At 61.8% G+C, this 13990-nt stretch carries 15 protein-coding genes; 11 read left to right on the forward strand and 4 right to left on the reverse strand.

Annotated elements, in window-relative coordinates; translation table 11 throughout:
- Window positions 1-3: 3 nt before the first annotated feature.
- On the reverse strand, window positions 4-1368 hold the full coding sequence (locus AB8A23_RS06075; protein ID WP_439060142.1) for an MmgE/PrpD family protein: 1365 nt from the start codon (window positions 1366-1368) through the stop codon (window positions 4-6).
- A gap of 129 nt (window positions 1369-1497) precedes the next feature.
- Between AB8A23_RS06075 and AB8A23_RS06080 the strand changes: the two genes are divergently transcribed.
- On the forward strand, window positions 1498-2637 hold the full coding sequence (locus AB8A23_RS06080; RefSeq protein WP_439060141.1) for an FUSC family protein: 1140 nt from the start codon (window positions 1498-1500) through the stop codon (window positions 2635-2637).
- Here the strand turns inward: AB8A23_RS06080 and AB8A23_RS06085 are convergent.
- Both AB8A23_RS06085 and AB8A23_RS06090 read right to left on the reverse strand, forming a co-directional pair.
- On the reverse strand, window positions 2621-3163 hold the full coding sequence (locus AB8A23_RS06085) for a hypothetical protein (RefSeq protein WP_210269350.1): 543 nt from the start codon (window positions 3161-3163) through the stop codon (window positions 2621-2623). The two genes, AB8A23_RS06080 and AB8A23_RS06085, sit on opposite strands and share 17 nt — an antisense overlap.
- A 7-nt stretch (window positions 3164-3170) precedes the next feature.
- The gene (locus tag AB8A23_RS06090) at window positions 3171-3644 is read right to left on the reverse strand and encodes a DUF2867 domain-containing protein (protein ID WP_231078722.1); all 474 of its coding nucleotides are present in this window, start codon (window positions 3642-3644) and stop codon (window positions 3171-3173) included.
- A gap of 157 nt (window positions 3645-3801) precedes the next feature.
- On the opposite strand from AB8A23_RS06090, the gene AB8A23_RS06095 reads away from it, so the two are divergent.
- The 10 genes from AB8A23_RS06095 (at window position 3802) to ccoS (ending at window position 12448) form a co-directional block, all read left to right on the forward strand.
- The gene (locus AB8A23_RS06095) at window positions 3802-4761 is read left to right on the forward strand and encodes a tripartite tricarboxylate transporter substrate-binding protein (protein ID WP_089263370.1); all 960 of its coding nucleotides are present in this window, start codon (window positions 3802-3804) and stop codon (window positions 4759-4761) included.
- A 93-nt stretch (window positions 4762-4854) separates the two neighbouring features.
- Window positions 4855-5229, forward strand: coding sequence for a nuclear transport factor 2 family protein (locus AB8A23_RS06100; protein WP_068729987.1), 375 nt, complete (start codon window positions 4855-4857; stop codon window positions 5227-5229).
- Window positions 5230-5470: 241 nt separating this feature from the next.
- Window positions 5471-7129, forward strand: coding sequence for a cytochrome-c oxidase, cbb3-type subunit I (gene ccoN / locus AB8A23_RS06105; RefSeq protein ID WP_439060140.1), 1659 nt, complete (start codon window positions 5471-5473; stop codon window positions 7127-7129).
- A gap of 2 nt (window positions 7130-7131) precedes the next feature.
- Entirely contained in the window at window positions 7132-7872 is a 741-nt protein-coding gene (gene ccoO, locus AB8A23_RS06110) for a cytochrome-c oxidase, cbb3-type subunit II (RefSeq protein WP_439060139.1), read from the forward strand.
- Window positions 7873-7874: 2 nt separating this feature from the next.
- On the forward strand, window positions 7875-8060 hold the full coding sequence (locus AB8A23_RS06115) for a cbb3-type cytochrome oxidase subunit 3 (RefSeq protein WP_439060138.1): 186 nt from the start codon (window positions 7875-7877) through the stop codon (window positions 8058-8060).
- A complete protein-coding gene (gene ccoP / locus AB8A23_RS06120; RefSeq protein WP_439060137.1) occupies window positions 8051-8932 on the forward strand; it encodes a cytochrome-c oxidase, cbb3-type subunit III in 882 nt (293 codons plus the stop codon). The genes AB8A23_RS06115 and ccoP overlap by 10 nt, the downstream gene beginning before the upstream one ends.
- Before the next feature lie 11 nt (window positions 8933-8943).
- Window positions 8944-9144, forward strand: coding sequence for a hypothetical protein (locus AB8A23_RS06125; RefSeq protein ID WP_439060136.1), 201 nt, complete (start codon window positions 8944-8946; stop codon window positions 9142-9144).
- Between the two features lie 16 nt (window positions 9145-9160).
- Window positions 9161-9961, forward strand: coding sequence for a DUF2189 domain-containing protein (locus AB8A23_RS06130; RefSeq protein ID WP_089263377.1), 801 nt, complete (start codon window positions 9161-9163; stop codon window positions 9959-9961).
- Window positions 9962-10031: 70 nt separating this feature from the next.
- Entirely contained in the window at window positions 10032-12296 is a 2265-nt protein-coding gene (locus AB8A23_RS06135) for a cation-translocating P-type ATPase (RefSeq protein ID WP_439060135.1), read from the forward strand.
- Window positions 12293-12448 carry a cbb3-type cytochrome oxidase assembly protein CcoS gene (gene ccoS / locus AB8A23_RS06140; RefSeq protein WP_089263381.1) on the forward strand — a complete coding sequence of 52 codons (156 nt, stop codon included), beginning with the start codon at window positions 12293-12295 and terminating at the stop codon, window positions 12446-12448. The genes AB8A23_RS06135 and ccoS overlap by 4 nt, the downstream gene beginning before the upstream one ends.
- 101 nt (window positions 12449-12549) lie before the next feature.
- On the opposite strand, the gene AB8A23_RS06145 is transcribed toward ccoS, so the two are convergent.
- Window positions 12550-13884 carry an MFS transporter gene (locus AB8A23_RS06145; protein ID WP_089263383.1) on the reverse strand — a complete coding sequence of 445 codons (1335 nt, stop codon included), beginning with the start codon at window positions 13882-13884 and terminating at the stop codon, window positions 12550-12552.
- Between the last annotated feature and the right edge of the window lie 106 nt (window positions 13885-13990).

A 13990-nucleotide genomic window follows, 5' to 3' on the forward strand; every position in this document is an offset into this window, starting at 1 on the left:
CCGTTACCGTCCCAGCGCCGTCGCCGTCGCCACGCGGTCGAAAGTCTCGAGCGAGAGGATCGCATCCGCGAATTTCTCGGCGCGATTGTTCAGCACGGGGCGCGCGAGCTGCAGGAATTTCTGCTGCATCGCCACGGCATCGGGAAACGATGTCGGCTCGCCCGACGGATCGGCATAGATGCGCTCATGCACGCCATCTTCAGTGTGGATGCTGACGCGTGCGCCGAACGGATGACGCTTGCCTTCCAGGCGTTCGTCCTGAACCACGTCGAAGCGGTCGGCCAGCGTATTGATCGCGCTGTCGCCGAGGCGCTTGTAGTCGTCCCAGCCGAAGCTGCCCTGATCGAGCGCCAGCGCGCCGGTAAAGAACATCGAGAACTGGCCGCCAACGATGGAGGTCGGATGACGCTTGGTGGCGGCGTCGCCCGTCAGCGTGATGCCGTTGCGATGGAGGCCGATCTCGACGCGCTTGATCTGCTCGGGCGTCAGATTGTGCTCGCGCCGCATCGCCACCAATGCGTCGATCGCCGCATGCGTGTAGCGGCAGCTCGGATAGGGCTTGATGCCGATCTTCATGGTCTCGTAGACCGAGCCGAGATCGGCCACGGCCTTCTCCGGATGCGAGTTATCGCTATAGCCAACCAGCAGGCCATGCTTGCCCTCGACGGATTCGGTCGCGCCAATGAAGTCGTTGCGCGCTAAAGTCGCGGCGATCACGCCGTTCATGGCGGCCGCGCCGACCTGGTAGCGCTTGTTCCAGGCGCCGTTGACGAGGAACTGCAGCGAACCCGCCGCTTGGCTGCCCGACACGCCGAAGGCTGAAATCAGTTGATCCTTCGAGAGCCCGAACAACTTGCCGGCCGCAGCTGCAGCGCCATAGGTGCCGGCTGTGGCGGTTGGGTGGAAACCCTTGGCGTAATGCGAGGTCGGATCGAGGGCGTTGCCGAGCCGGCAGCAGACTTCATAGCCGGCGACGATAGCCGTCAGCACCTGCTTGCCGGAGGCGCCGACCATTTCGCCGACGGCGAAGGCGGCGGGAACGACGGGGGCGCTCGGATGCAGTGAGGAATCGGCATGGGTGTCGTCGAAATCGAGCGAGTGGCCGAGCGCGCCGTTGAGCAGGGCGGCCACGGCCGGCGTCCAAGTCTTGCTGTCACCAAATACGGTGGAGTCGCCCTTACCGTCCAGCGACAGGGCCTCCAGCATCTTCAGCAGTGAGGGGGTAGATTCGGCCTCGCTGCGGGCACGGATAGTGCTGCCGAGATAATCGAGGGTGAGGACCTTGGCGCGTTCCAGCACGTCCTGCGGAATGTCGTCGAATTTCAGGTCCGCGACATAAGCGGCAAGCGTTGCGGTCTCATTGGCCATTGTGTTTCCTCACTCTTGTTGAAATAGCCTTAGGCGGACCAAATCGGCGTTTCAAGCGGCCATGGCGACGCGTGGATCAGCCATGCTGAAACTGGTTCGTCAAAATCCGTTTCAGGGATCAATTCTGACATGTCCGCATCGAAGCGAATTCTCGGCTTCCTGAAACGGGTGGTTGCCTTCTTCCGGGCGCGAAAGGTCGAACTCGGCCTCGGCGTCCGGGTGACCACGGCGGCGCTTGCTGCGCTGATCATAGCCCTGACCGTCGGGCTGAAACTGCCGCTGTGGGCTGTGCTGACGGCGATCATTGTCACCCAGATGAGTGTCGGGCGGTCGCTGAAGGCAACACGTGATTATCTGGTCGGCACGATCGGCGGCGCCATCTATGGCGGCGCGGTTGCGATCCTGATCCCGCATTCCAATGAAGGTGCGCTGCTCGCGGTGCTTGTGCTCTCCGTGGCGCCACTGGCCTTCATCGCGGCGATCAATCCGAGCCTCAATGTCGCGACCGTGACGGCCATCATCGTGCTGCTGCTGCCGATGATGAACCACAACACGCCGCTGGAATCCGCCATCGATCGTGTGCTCGAAGTCACGGTCGGTGCCGTCACAGGTCTTCTGGTGTCGTTCCTGGTGCTGCCGTCGCGGGCGCATAGCCAAGTCCGGGCCAGTTCGGCGGAAGCGCTCGATCTGATCGCAACGGCGTTGACCGAACTGCTGGCGTCATTGACGCGCGGGCGCGACAATGAGGCACTGCACCGGTTGCAGGACGGCATCGGCCATGCGCTCACCAATCTGAATGCGATCGGAGCCGAAGCCGAACGGGAGCGTGCCGCGCATTTGTCCCGCGGACCCGATACAGGTCCCTTGCTGCGTACGACGCTGCGGCTGCGGCATGACCTGGTCATGATCGGGCGGTCCACGGTGGTGCCGTTGCCATCCGCGTTGCAGGTCAGGCTGGCGGGTCCGCTGTCGCGGGTCAGCGATGCGATGACGACGTTTCTGCATTCGACCGCCGTAGCACTGCGCAGCGGCACCGGCGCGCCGGCGATCTGGCCGGTGCAGACCGCACTACAGGCTTATGCAGGAGAGGTCGGTGCGCTTCGGCAAGAGGGGCTAACGCGCGGATTACCCGGCGATGTGGCTGAGCGCTTCTTTGCGATCGGCTTTTCGCTGGAACAAATGCGACAGAATTTGAAGGATCTCGAACGTTGCGTCGCCGAATGGGCCGAGACGGATCCGGTGAGCAAGGAGCCTATTGACGCGACTTGAGCAATGCCAAGGCGTGGAGCTGCAGCTTTTCCGGGTCGCGCTCCCCGCGCGATGCTTCATCGAGAATACTGCTCGAGAGCAACTGCACGGCGTCCGATGAAATCCGCAGCGGCAATTCATCGAGGCAGCGATCCAGCGCTGTGGACATCGCAGCGACCGTCTCCGGGCCGAACGACTGGTTTCGTTGGTCGTCAGCTTGGGGCGCCAGATCGGGAGATGCGACGTCACGAATGCGGGCGGAAAGCCGCGCCGCCTCGGCGAGTACGCGGAGGTAAATCAATCCGGCCTCGCTGAGCGCCTTTTCATCGATCTGTCCTGACCGCGCCACGGCGACAATCCGCGCGGCAAGGCGGCGGCGGTTCTCGGGCGTATCCGCGGACTCGCCTTCATGCGTCACAAAGGGCTGCCAAGCGGCGTCAAACGCGTGCGCCAGCGTGACTTTCAGCTCGTCGTTCTGCGGATCGATCTCGGTAAATGGCATATGGGCTAACGGGCTGCGATGACCCAGGTTCCCCACGGCCGCCACGGCAAATTCAGCGCGTGACCTGCCGCAGCATGGAACGGACCACCATTCGGTGAAACGGCTTGATGACCGTCAGGTAGATACGTCCGAGCCAGTTATGCATCAGCACGACGGTCGTTGCCGTAACGCGCTGGCCGGTACCGTCCGCTGCGACATCGACCACGACGCGAAAATCGAGATGATTGTCATTGAATCCCGCGATCAGACGCTGCGGCGTCTCGCTGAGCACAGGGAAAAAGCCGACCTTGTCGACATTGGCGTGACGCGCAGAGTGCGCCGTCTTCAGCCCGAAGGGCGCAACGATCAGATCCCGCAGCCGCATCAGGGCGTCCACCCAGGGCGGAGAGTGGCTGAGCATGCGGGTGGCGGCGTCGCGGGCGGTCAGGTCCGTCGTTTCGGTCGTGATACTGAAGGCGTCGGCGAATTGTGCGCCGGCCAGCAGGCTCTTGGTGTCGATCGTTGGGTGAACCATGGAGATGGTCATAGGACCTCCGTAGACTCAAGGAACGGCGCCGCACGCCGTTGGTTACGCCGCTCTGCAGCATAACATGTCTTTGCATCCGGCACCGGATACTCCCTAAGATCACGGAAAAATCAGGCAAAGATCTACTTAGACAAGACCTGGTCAGGGAGGATTTGGGATGGCTTGGTTCAGGCTTGCTCCGCTCTGTCTGGTGCTGATCGCGCCGCTGTGCGCATCCGCGCAGGATTATCCCACCCGCCCCATCACGCTCGTTGTGCCATTCGCTGCCGGCGGCAGTTCCGATGTCAATGCACGGCTGATTGCCGAACAGATGAGCCGGCATCTCGGTCAGCCCATCGTGATCGAAAATATCGGCGGTGCGGGCGGGGCCGTGGCGCTGGCTCGCGTCGCGCAGGCCCCGCCTGACGGCTACACCATCGTGCAGGGCAATAGCGGCACCAATACTGCGGTCTACCTGTTCACACCCGATGTGAAATTCGCGCCGTCGGATTTTGCGGGCATCGGCATGTTCAACAAGAGTTCGGCTATGGTTGCCATCCGGCGCAATTTTCCGGCCGACAATCTCGCGCAATTCATCGCGCATGCGAAACAGAATCCCGGCCGTCTCAATATCGGCCACTCCGGTGTGGGCTCGCAGAACTATCTGTTCTGCAAGGCTTTCGTTCAGGCTGCGGGCATCGATGTCACGCTGGTCGGCTATCGCGGCGGCGGTCCGGCCCTGAATGATCTGATAGGTGGGCAGATCGATGGCATCTGCGATTCCTCGGCGTCGGTGACGCCGGCCATCCAGAGCGGTCTCATTCGCGCGATTGCGCTGGCATCCAGAACGCGCTTGCCGCATCTGCCTGACGTTCCGACCGCCAGCGAGGCCGGGTTGCCGCAATTTGAAATATCTGGCTGGTATGCGCTGTTCGCGCCGAAGGGCACGCCTGCGCCGATCATCGCGAAGCTCAATGCCGCGATGCGCGCTGCCGTTGCCAATCCCGATTATCAGAAGCGCCTCGATGATCTCGGCTCGATGCCCGCCGCAGATGCCGAAATGGCGCCGGCCTATCTTGCGCATTTCGTGCCGCAGGAGATCGAGCGTTTTCGAAAGATGCTGGGTGACAGCAAGTGATCTAAGGCCGGACCACCCACGCAACGGTATAGTATGGCCGTCATCGCTTCTGTGTTATAAGGGTTCCAGTCTGATTGTGGGTGGGGGACTAAGTTGGCTTATGATCGTTCGACCGTTGAAGCGGTGATCCAGCATTATTTCGACGGCCTCTACGAGGCTGATGCCGACAAGCTTGGCGCGATCTTTCATCCGACCGCGGACCTGCGCTGGGTCGAGAATGGCGAGCTGAAAGTGCTGACCATGCCGGACTGGATGGCCATGGTTCGTACGCGGACCTCGGGCAAGGTCGATGGCAAGACCCGCGATGACCTCATTGTCACCATTGATCGCTCCGACGACAAGACAGCCTTCATCAAGGTGCGCTGCCAGCTGCCGCCGCGTTACTTCACCGACTACCTGATCGCGATGAAGCTGGCCGATGGCTGGCAGATCGTCTCGAAATCCTATCGCTACGACGTGAAGGACTAACAGGCAAAGGCATCCTGTCTGCGCCTGTAAAAGAGACGCGCCAGGTTCGGTTGCGCGACATTGGTTGTAAGTATCAAAAATTGCGATTGATCCCGGTCGGAATCCGTTCGCGGGCTTGACCTAAGTCAATCGCTGTGGCGGCGGAGTGAGCTAGTCGTGATGGTGTGAGGATGCTCTGTGCCGATCGGGCGCTGCGCGTCCTGCCTGACGAGCCGCCGCGAGACGAGCAGGGGATGACCGGATGATCGCGCAATTGACCAAATCGGAGCGGCAGTTCGCGCTCATCATCCTGCTGGCTCTCACGATTTGCGGCCTTGCGATGGCGATCGCCGGCCGTCAGGACCCGCTCGGCGTCCATGGTGCGATTGTCATGCTGGCGGGGATCGCCGGCATCTTCGGTGTCATTTATGTCTATTACGAGCCAGAGCCGGACGAGGCCCGGCTCGCGCTGTATTACGATGACCCTACCAAACTGGCGATCATTCTGGCGATGATCTGGGCCGTCATCGGCATGTTCATCGGCGACTGGGTCGCGTGGCAGCTGGTGTTTCCCAATCTGACGTTCGATGCTGGCTGGTCGAGCTTCGGCCGCATCCGCCCCGCGCATACCAGTGCAGTGATCTTCGGCTTCGGCGGCAATGGACTGATTGGCACCTCGCTCTATGTGCTGCAGCGGACCTCGCGCGCGCGGTTGCCCGATCAGATCAGCCCGTGGTTCGTACTGCTCGGCTACAATCTGTTCTGCGTGCTCGCCGCCACCGGCTACTTCATGGGCGTCACCCAGTCGAAGGAATATGCCGAGCCGGAATGGTATGCCGACCTCCTGCTGGAAATCGTCTGGATCGTCTATTTCGTCATCTATATGCGGACGCTGGCGCGGCGGAAGGAGCCGCATATCTACGTCGCCAACTGGTACTACATGGCCTTCATCCTGGTGGTGGCGATTCTGCATACCGTCAATAATCTGGCGATGCCGGTCTCGTTCGGTCACGCCAAGAGCTATTCGGCCTTTTCCGGCGTGCAGGATGCGATGACCCAATGGTGGTACGGCCACAACGCCGTCGCTTTCTTTCTCACCTCCGGCTTCCTCGGCATGATGTATTACTATCTGCCGGTGCGCGCGGGTCGGCCGATCTATTCCTACCGGATGTCGATCATCTCGTTCTGGGGCATCACCTTCATGTATATGTGGGTGGGCTCCCATCACCTACATTACACGGCGCTGCCGCAATGGGTGCAGACACTCGGCATGACTTTCTCGCTGATGCTGCTGATTCCGTCTTGGGGCTCCGCCGGCAACGCTCTGCTGACGCTGAACGGCGCCTGGTACAAGGTGCGCGACGATGCGACGCTGCGTTTCATGATGGTGGCTGCGGTGTTCTACGGCCTCACCACGTTCGAGGGATCGTTCATGGCGATCCGTTCGGTGAATTCGCTGTCGCATTACACCGACTGGACCGTCGGCCACGTCCATGCCGGCGCGCTCGGCTGGGTGGCGATGATCACTTTCGGTTCGATCTATGCGTCGGTGCCGTGGCTGTGGAAGCGCGAGCGGATGTATTCGCCGGCGCTCGTCGAATGGCACTTCTGGCTCGCTGTCGCCGGCCTCTTCACATACGTCTTCGCGATGTGGAATTCAGGCATCATCCAGGGCTTGATGTGGCGCACCTATAACAGCAGCGGCACGCTGTCTTATTCCTTTATCGAGACAGTGATCGCGATGAAGCCCTATTACGTTGCGCGCGCGGTCGGCGGGTTCTTCTTCTTCGCTGGTGCGGTGATCGGTCTCTACAACATCGTCATGACTATCCGCACTGCTGATCAGCCGGCCGATGAACGCGCCGCAGATCGTCCGGCGGCACAGCCCGCTGGCGTGCCTGCGCTGCAGCCGGGAGAATGACGATGGGTTTGTTCGGCCTGCATTACAAGCTCGAACGCAAGACGATGGGCCTTGCCATCGGCATTATCATTGCCGCCAGCATCGGCGGCCTCATCGAGATCGTGCCGCTTTTCACGATCCATCAGACGGTGGAAGACGCGCCGGATATGCGCGTCTATACGCCGCTCGAAATCGCTGGCCGCAATATCTATATCCGCGAAGGCTGTTATGCCTGTCATTCGCAGATGATCCGCACATTGCGCGATGAAGTGGAGCGTTATGGGCCATATTCGCTCGCGGTCGAATCCAAATACGACCATCCGATGCTGTGGGGCTCGAAGCGTACCGGACCGGATATCGCGCGCCTCGGCGGCAAATATTCCGACGAATGGCACGTCAAGCATCTGATCAATCCGCGCGACGTGGTGCCGGAATCGGTGATGCCGCCTTACGCCTATCTCACGCGCGCCAAGGCGCGGATCGACGATCTCGGTCTGCATCTGGCTGCGCTGCGCAAGGTCGGCGTGCCTTATACGGATGAGATGATCGCCAACGCGTCGAACGATGCCTATGGCCAGACAACGCCAGATACGCCCTTCGCCGAAGGTGTCACCAAGCGCTATGGCGAGGCGACCAATGTGCGCGCCTTCGATGGCCAGCCCGGCGAGCCCACCGAGATGGATGCGCTGGTCGCTTACTTGCAGATATTGGGTAAGCTGACCGATGCGGCTCATAAGGCCAAAACGGCTGCGGCGGGAGAGTGACGATGGAGCATGAGGCCACGGTCTGGTTCGCGAAATCCTTCGGACTGTTCTACCTGACCGCCATGTCGATCGGCGTGGTGGTCTATGCCTACTGGCCAAAGAACAAGACGTCGTTCGACTCTGCCGCGCAGTCGATCCTCGACCCCTCTGTTGAGGACAGGCCGTATGAGGCGAAGCGATGGCAGTAGAGGAACGCGACCCCGTCTCCGGTTATCTCACCACCGGTCACGAATGGAATGGCATCAAGGAACTGAACACGCCGGTGCCGCGTGCGGTGGTCTTCTTCCTCTGGGCGACCTTTCTCTATTCGGTCGTGTACTGGATCCTGATGCCGGCCTGGCCGCTCGGCGTGACCTATACCAAGGGCCTGCTCGGGATCGACCAGCGCAACGTCGTGGCCGAGCAGATCAAGGACGCGGCCTCGGACCGCGCCAAGTGGAGCAGGCTGATTGAGACCGAAAGCTTCGAAGCTATCCAGGCCGATCCGAAGTTGATGAAGATCGTGCGGCAGACCGGCGCGACTTTGTTCGGCGATAATTGCGCGGCCTGTCATGGCCGCACCGCCGAGGGCGGCAACGGCTTTCCAACGCTGGTGTCGCAGGCCTTCCTGTGGGGCGGCACGCCCGATGCGATCGCCGAGACGATCCGCGTTGGCGTCAATTCGCCGCACAAGGACTCGCGGACCTCGCAGATGCCGGCCTTCGGCCGTGACGGGATGCTGAAGCGCGAGCAGATCGACGATGTCGTCGACTATGTCCGCAGCCTGTCGAATCCCGCGGCGGCTAAGGCGATCGCGCCCGCGAAGCTCGCCAGCGGCAAGGCGGTGTTCACCGACAATTGCGTCGCCTGCCACGGCGAGAATGCGACCGGCAATATCGAACTTGGTGCGCCGAACCTGCGTGACAATTTCTGGATCTATAGCGGTGACGCCCAATCGGTCTTCACGACTGTCTGGGGTGGCCGGCAAGGTCACATGCCGAGCTGGGATTCCCGGCTGTCGGCGCTCGATCGCAAAATCCTCGCGCTCTATCTCGTCAACCTCAGGGCTGCCGGGCCGTGAATGTAGCAGCGATGAAGCAGGTCAACGCGAAGGTCTGGGTTTGGATGGCGATTGCTGCCGGTCTGCTGTTGGTGCTGATGGCCAATGCGCACATGGTCTATGTGGCGTTCTCGTCGCAGCCCGACTGTATCGATCACGTCAAGCGCGATGCCAGTGTCGCGGAAGCCGGCAAATTCAGTGCGGCGTCCTCGTCATGCACACCGCGTCATTGAGATTGCGAGGTCGAAGATGACTCTTCCAGCCGTTGCTCCTCCGCTACCACCCTCGGTGTCGTGGAATCGCCATGTCGCGCCATCCGTCGCCTTTGACTGGCTCAAAGCCGGCTGGCGCGACCTGACAATTATCCCGTCGGTGAGCCTCAGCTATGGCGTGCTGGTTTTTGCGGTCTCGGTCGTCCTGGTCGGCGGGTTGTTCGCCTTCGGCTGGGACTACATCCTGTTTCCGGCCTTTGCCGGCTTCATGGTGGTCGGGCCGGTGCTCGCCATCGGACTCTATGAGAAGAGTCGCCGGATCGCCGCCCATGAGCGGGTGTCGCTGCTGCAGATGATCCTTGTCCGGCCAAAGTCGGGCGGGCAGCTGTTGTTCGCGGGCCTCCTGTTGTGCTCGCTGATGCTGGTCTGGATCCGCGCCGCGGTGATCATCTACGCGCTGTTTTTCGGCATGAACCCGTTTCCCGGCCTCGATGGCGTCGCTTCCATGCTGTTCACCACACCCATCGGGTGGGCGATGCTGATCGCCGGCACCGCGGTCGGCGGCATCTTTGCGGCATTCTCCTTTGCGATCAGCGTGTTCGCCATTCCCATGCTGCTCAACGAACGCGTCGATGCGCTTACTGCAATGGGCACCAGTATGGGAATGGTCTGGGCCAATCTGCCGGTCATGCTGACCTGGGCGGGAATCGCGCTGGCTTTGTTCTTGATCAATGTCATGACCGGCCTGCTCGGTATGATCGTCGTGTTTCCCGTGCTCGGTCACGGGACATGGCACGCCTATGTGGCGATGAAGCCGGGTGTCGAGGTGACTGGCTAAAGCATGATCCGGAAAAGTGGGAACCGGTTTTCCGAAAGGATCATGTGCAAAGTGAGAAACGAGGTCTCCGATGAGTTGCTGTGGCTCAGGAGCAGAATTGGCCATACTGGCGGCGCCGGATCCGCGCGAAGTCCTGCTGGTCAGCCGTACCATTGCCGGCGGTTTGAGGCAGACCGATCTCTCGGTGCCGGACGTTCATTGCGGCGCCTGTATTCGCACGGTCGAACAAGCGCTTGGTGCGCTCGATGGCGTGACATGGGCGCGGGTGAATCTCTCGACCAAGCGCGTCACCATCAAATGGCGCGCCGATGCCGCACCGCCGCCTTTCATCGAAACGCTACGCAATGTTGGCTATGAAGCGCATCTGTTCGAGGTCGATGGCGATGCTACGGATACGGCGCTGTCGGAACTGATCCGTGCGCTGGCGGTGTCGGGCTTTGCAGCCAGCAATATCATGCTGCTGTCGGTCTCGGTGTGGTCCGGTGCCGAGCCCGCGACGCGCGATCTGTTCCACGGTATCTCTGCGCTGATCGCGCTGCCGACGCTGATCTATTCCGGCCGGGTATTCTTTCGCTCGGCCTGGCAGGCACTGCGTCACGGTCGCACCAATATGGATGTGCCGATCTCGCTCGGCGTCTTGCTGGCCTTCGGTATGAGCCTGTACGAGACCGCGATCCATGGTCCGCATGCCTATTTCGATGCGTCGGTGACGCTGCTGTTCTTCCTGCTGATTGGCCGCACCCTCGATCACATGATGCGCGAACGCGCTCGCGTTGCAGTGAAGGGGCTCGCGCGTCTGGCGGCACGCGGCGCGCTGGTTCTGCAGAGTGATGGTGCGCAGACCTATCTGCCGGTCGGCGAAATCACGCCGGGTATGACCATCATGCTCGCTGCCGGCGAGCGCGTGCCAGTCGATTCGCAGGTCATTAAAGGTTTGTCCGAGCTCGATGTCTCGCTGGTTACCGGTGAGAGCGTGCCGCAGCCGGCACTGCCGGGTTCAGTGCTGCGCGCCGGTACGCTGAATCTCACAGGGCCTCTGATCATCACGGCGACAGCCTCCGCCAACGATTCGTTCCTCGCGGAAATGCTGCGGATGATGGAAGCCGCGGAGCAGGGCCGTTCGGTCTATCGTCGCATCGCCGATCGTGCGGCTGGGCTCTATGCGCCGGTGGTACATCTCACCGCAGCCATCACACTCGTCGGCTGGCTCATTGTGTCCGGCGATGTGCATCGCGCGATCACCATTGCAGTGGCGGTGCTGATCATCACTTGTCCTTGTGCGCTCGGCCTGGCGGTGCCGATGGTGCAGGTGGTTGCTGCGCGGCGGCTGTTTGAGAGCGGCATCATGATCAAGGATGGCGGGGCGCTTGAGCGTCTCGCCGAGATCGATACGGTGGTGTTCGACAAGACGGGCACACTGACGCTTGGCAATGCCCGCGTCGTCAATTCGGACAACGTCGATCCTGCGACCCTGGCGCTGGCCGGCGCGATCGCCGCGCATTCACGTCATCCCTATTCGCGTGCACTCGCTGCTGCCGTTTCAACAACGACGACTCCGATTGCGCTCGATGATGTCTCCGAACATCCGGGCTGCGGCATGGAAGCGCGCTTCGGCGGCAGCGTGCTGCGCCTCGGGCGGCCGGAATGGGCCCTCGCCGATACCAGCGGTATGGATCTCGATGGATCCTCCGTCGTGTTGTCGCACGATGGACAATGCGTGGCGGATTTCCGCTTTGAGGATCGGTTGCGCGAGGGCGCAACCGAGGCGGTCGGCGCGTTGAAGCGCAACGGGCTCGCTGTCGAAGTCGTTTCGGGAGATCGCGAGACGCCTGTGCGCACGCTTGCGAGCGGCATGGGCGTGCCGTATTTCGCCGGCGTACTGCCGGGCGGCAAGGCAGCGCATGTGGTGGAGCTGGCGGCTTCAGGAAAGAAGGTGCTGATGGTTGGCGACGGTCTCAATGACACGCCGGCGCTGATGGCCGCGCACGCCTCGATGGCTCCGGCATCGGCCGCCGATGTCGGGCGCAACGCCGCAGATCTCGTCTTCCTGCGCGAGGATCTGTCGGCCGTATCGCAGGCCATCGCGGTCTCGCGCGAGGCAGGGCATCTCGTGCGGCAGAATCTCGCGCTGGCAGTCGGCTACAATCTCATTGCGGTGCCGATCGCGATCATGGGCCATGTCACGCCGCTGGTTGCGGCGATCGCGATGTCCGGTTCGTCCATCGTGGTTGTCGCCAATGCACTACGGCTGCGTGGCCACGGCAGGTCCGACAAGTCTCAGGGCGCAAGCGCATCAACGTCGCGAATGTCAGTCAGAATGGAGCCGGCGGAATGACAGACTATTTCTATCTGATTCCGATCGCCATCGGGCTTGGCCTGTGCGGCCTCGCGGCGTTCCTGTGGTCGTTGAAATCAGGTCAGTATGACGACCTGCAGGGCGCCGCCGAACGCATCCTGCACCAGGATGATGTGCCGCTGTCGCATTAGCGAAGTAGATGCCGGTTCGCGTCAGGGAAATAAGCCAGAACAAAAAGAAAGAGCCCCGGTTCTGATCAGAACTGGGGCTCTTTCTTTAGCGACAGTGTTGCTTACGGCTGGATCGCCGAGGCGTCGCGGCTGGCGAACTGCCGGTTGATCGAGATCGCAAGCAGGGTCACGACCGCGCCCGACAGCAGATACACGCCCGACGAGGACAGGCCGAAGCGGCTCGACATCACCAGCGCCACGAATGGCGCGAAGCCGGCGCCGAACAGCCAGGCAAGGTCGGTGGTGAGCGCCGAACCGGTGTAGCGGAAGCGCTTCGAGAAGCTCGATGCGACCGAGCCCGAAGATTGACCGAGCGACAGGCCGAGCAGGATGAAGCCGGTCACCATGAAGGCGAGTTCGCCGACGATGCCGCCGTCCAGCATCTGCGGTGCGAAGCCGCTGAACACGGCGATGGCAATCGCCGAACCGGTCAGCAGCGTGCGGCGGCCGACCTTGTCGGCGACATAGCCTGACACGATCATGGCGATGATGCCGAACACGGCGCCGATACATTCGACGATCAGGAAGCGGCCGGGTGCTTCGCGGGTGAACAGGAACACCCATGAGAGCGGGAATACTGTGACCATGTGGAACAGTGCGAAGCTCGCCAGCGGTGCGAAGGCGCCGATCACCACGGTGCGGCCCTGCTGGGCGATCGTCTCGGTGATCGAGGACGGCTCGAGTTCACGGGCTTCGAACAGTTCGGTGTAGCCGGGCGTCACCACCATGCGCAGGCGCGCAAACAGGGCGACGACGTTGATGGCGAAAGCAACGAAGAACGGATAGCGCCAGCCCCAGTCGAGAAAGTCGTCAGCGGACAGAGTGTCGACGAAGAAGGCGAACAGCGCGCTCGCCACCAGCAAACCGATCGGGGCGCCGAGCTGCGGAATCATGGCGTACCAGCCCTTCTTGCCCTCCGGCGCATTCAGCGCCAGCAGCGAAGCAAGACCGTCCCAGGTGCCGCCCCAAGAAATACCCTGGCCAATACGCGCAGCAGCCAGCAGCCAGGCCGATGCGACGCCGATGGATTCGTGACCGGGCAGGAAGGCGATGGCAACGGTGGCAACGCCGAGCAGGAACAGCGCGATGGTCAGCTTGGCGCCTTTGCCCTGGCTGCGATCGATGGCCGTGAAGATCATCGTGCCGATCGGGCGGGCGATGAATGCCAGCGAAAAGATCGCAAAGGAATAGAGAGTGCCGGTCAGAGGATCGAGATAGGGGAAGACGAGCTTCGGAAACACCAGCACCGAAGCGATCGCATAGACGAAGAAGTCAAAGAACTCGGAGGTCCGGCCGATGATGACGCCAATGGCGATCTCGCCCGGGTTAACCGCTCCGTGGCCATCCGCGTGCAGAAGGCGTGCGTCCCGTTCGATCGTCGATGACGTCTGCGCCATTTTTTCTATCCGTCGGTGGTGTGTTGAAGGTCATGCAATCGACGCCCAAAGGGCGACGCGAGGTTGACGATTTGTCGCGAACCGCGTCTTCGGACCATTGGACAAA

This window comes from Tardiphaga sp. 619_E2_N8_4 (genome assembly GCF_051810905.1).
In the GTDB taxonomy this organism is placed as follows: domain Bacteria; phylum Pseudomonadota; class Alphaproteobacteria; order Rhizobiales; family Xanthobacteraceae; genus Tardiphaga; species Tardiphaga robiniae.

Coding starts and splice junctions, on each gene's coding strand:
- AB8A23_RS06075 (WP_439060142.1), bottom strand. CDS start 1,368: ATGGCCAATGAGACCGCAACGCTTGCCGCTTATGTCGCGGACCTGAAA.
- AB8A23_RS06080 (WP_439060141.1), top strand. CDS start 1,498: ATGTCCGCATCGAAGCGAATTCTCGGCTTCCTGAAACGGGTGGTTGCC.
- AB8A23_RS06090 (WP_231078722.1), bottom strand. CDS start 3,644: ATGACCATCTCCATGGTTCACCCAACGATCGACACCAAGAGCCTGCTG.
- AB8A23_RS06095 (WP_089263370.1), top strand. CDS start 3,802: ATGGCTTGGTTCAGGCTTGCTCCGCTCTGTCTGGTGCTGATCGCGCCG.
- ccoN (WP_439060140.1), top strand. CDS start 5,471: ATGATCGCGCAATTGACCAAATCGGAGCGGCAGTTCGCGCTCATCATC.
- ccoO (WP_439060139.1), top strand. CDS start 7,132: ATGGGTTTGTTCGGCCTGCATTACAAGCTCGAACGCAAGACGATGGGC.
- AB8A23_RS06115 (WP_439060138.1), top strand. CDS start 7,875: ATGGAGCATGAGGCCACGGTCTGGTTCGCGAAATCCTTCGGACTGTTC.
- ccoP (WP_439060137.1), top strand. CDS start 8,051: ATGGCAGTAGAGGAACGCGACCCCGTCTCCGGTTATCTCACCACCGGT.
- AB8A23_RS06125 (WP_439060136.1), top strand. CDS start 8,944: ATGAAGCAGGTCAACGCGAAGGTCTGGGTTTGGATGGCGATTGCTGCC.
- AB8A23_RS06130 (WP_089263377.1), top strand. CDS start 9,161: ATGACTCTTCCAGCCGTTGCTCCTCCGCTACCACCCTCGGTGTCGTGG.
- AB8A23_RS06135 (WP_439060135.1), top strand. CDS start 10,032: ATGAGTTGCTGTGGCTCAGGAGCAGAATTGGCCATACTGGCGGCGCCG.
- ccoS (WP_089263381.1), top strand. CDS start 12,293: ATGACAGACTATTTCTATCTGATTCCGATCGCCATCGGGCTTGGCCTG.
- AB8A23_RS06145 (WP_089263383.1), bottom strand. CDS start 13,884: ATGGCGCAGACGTCATCGACGATCGAACGGGACGCACGCCTTCTGCAC.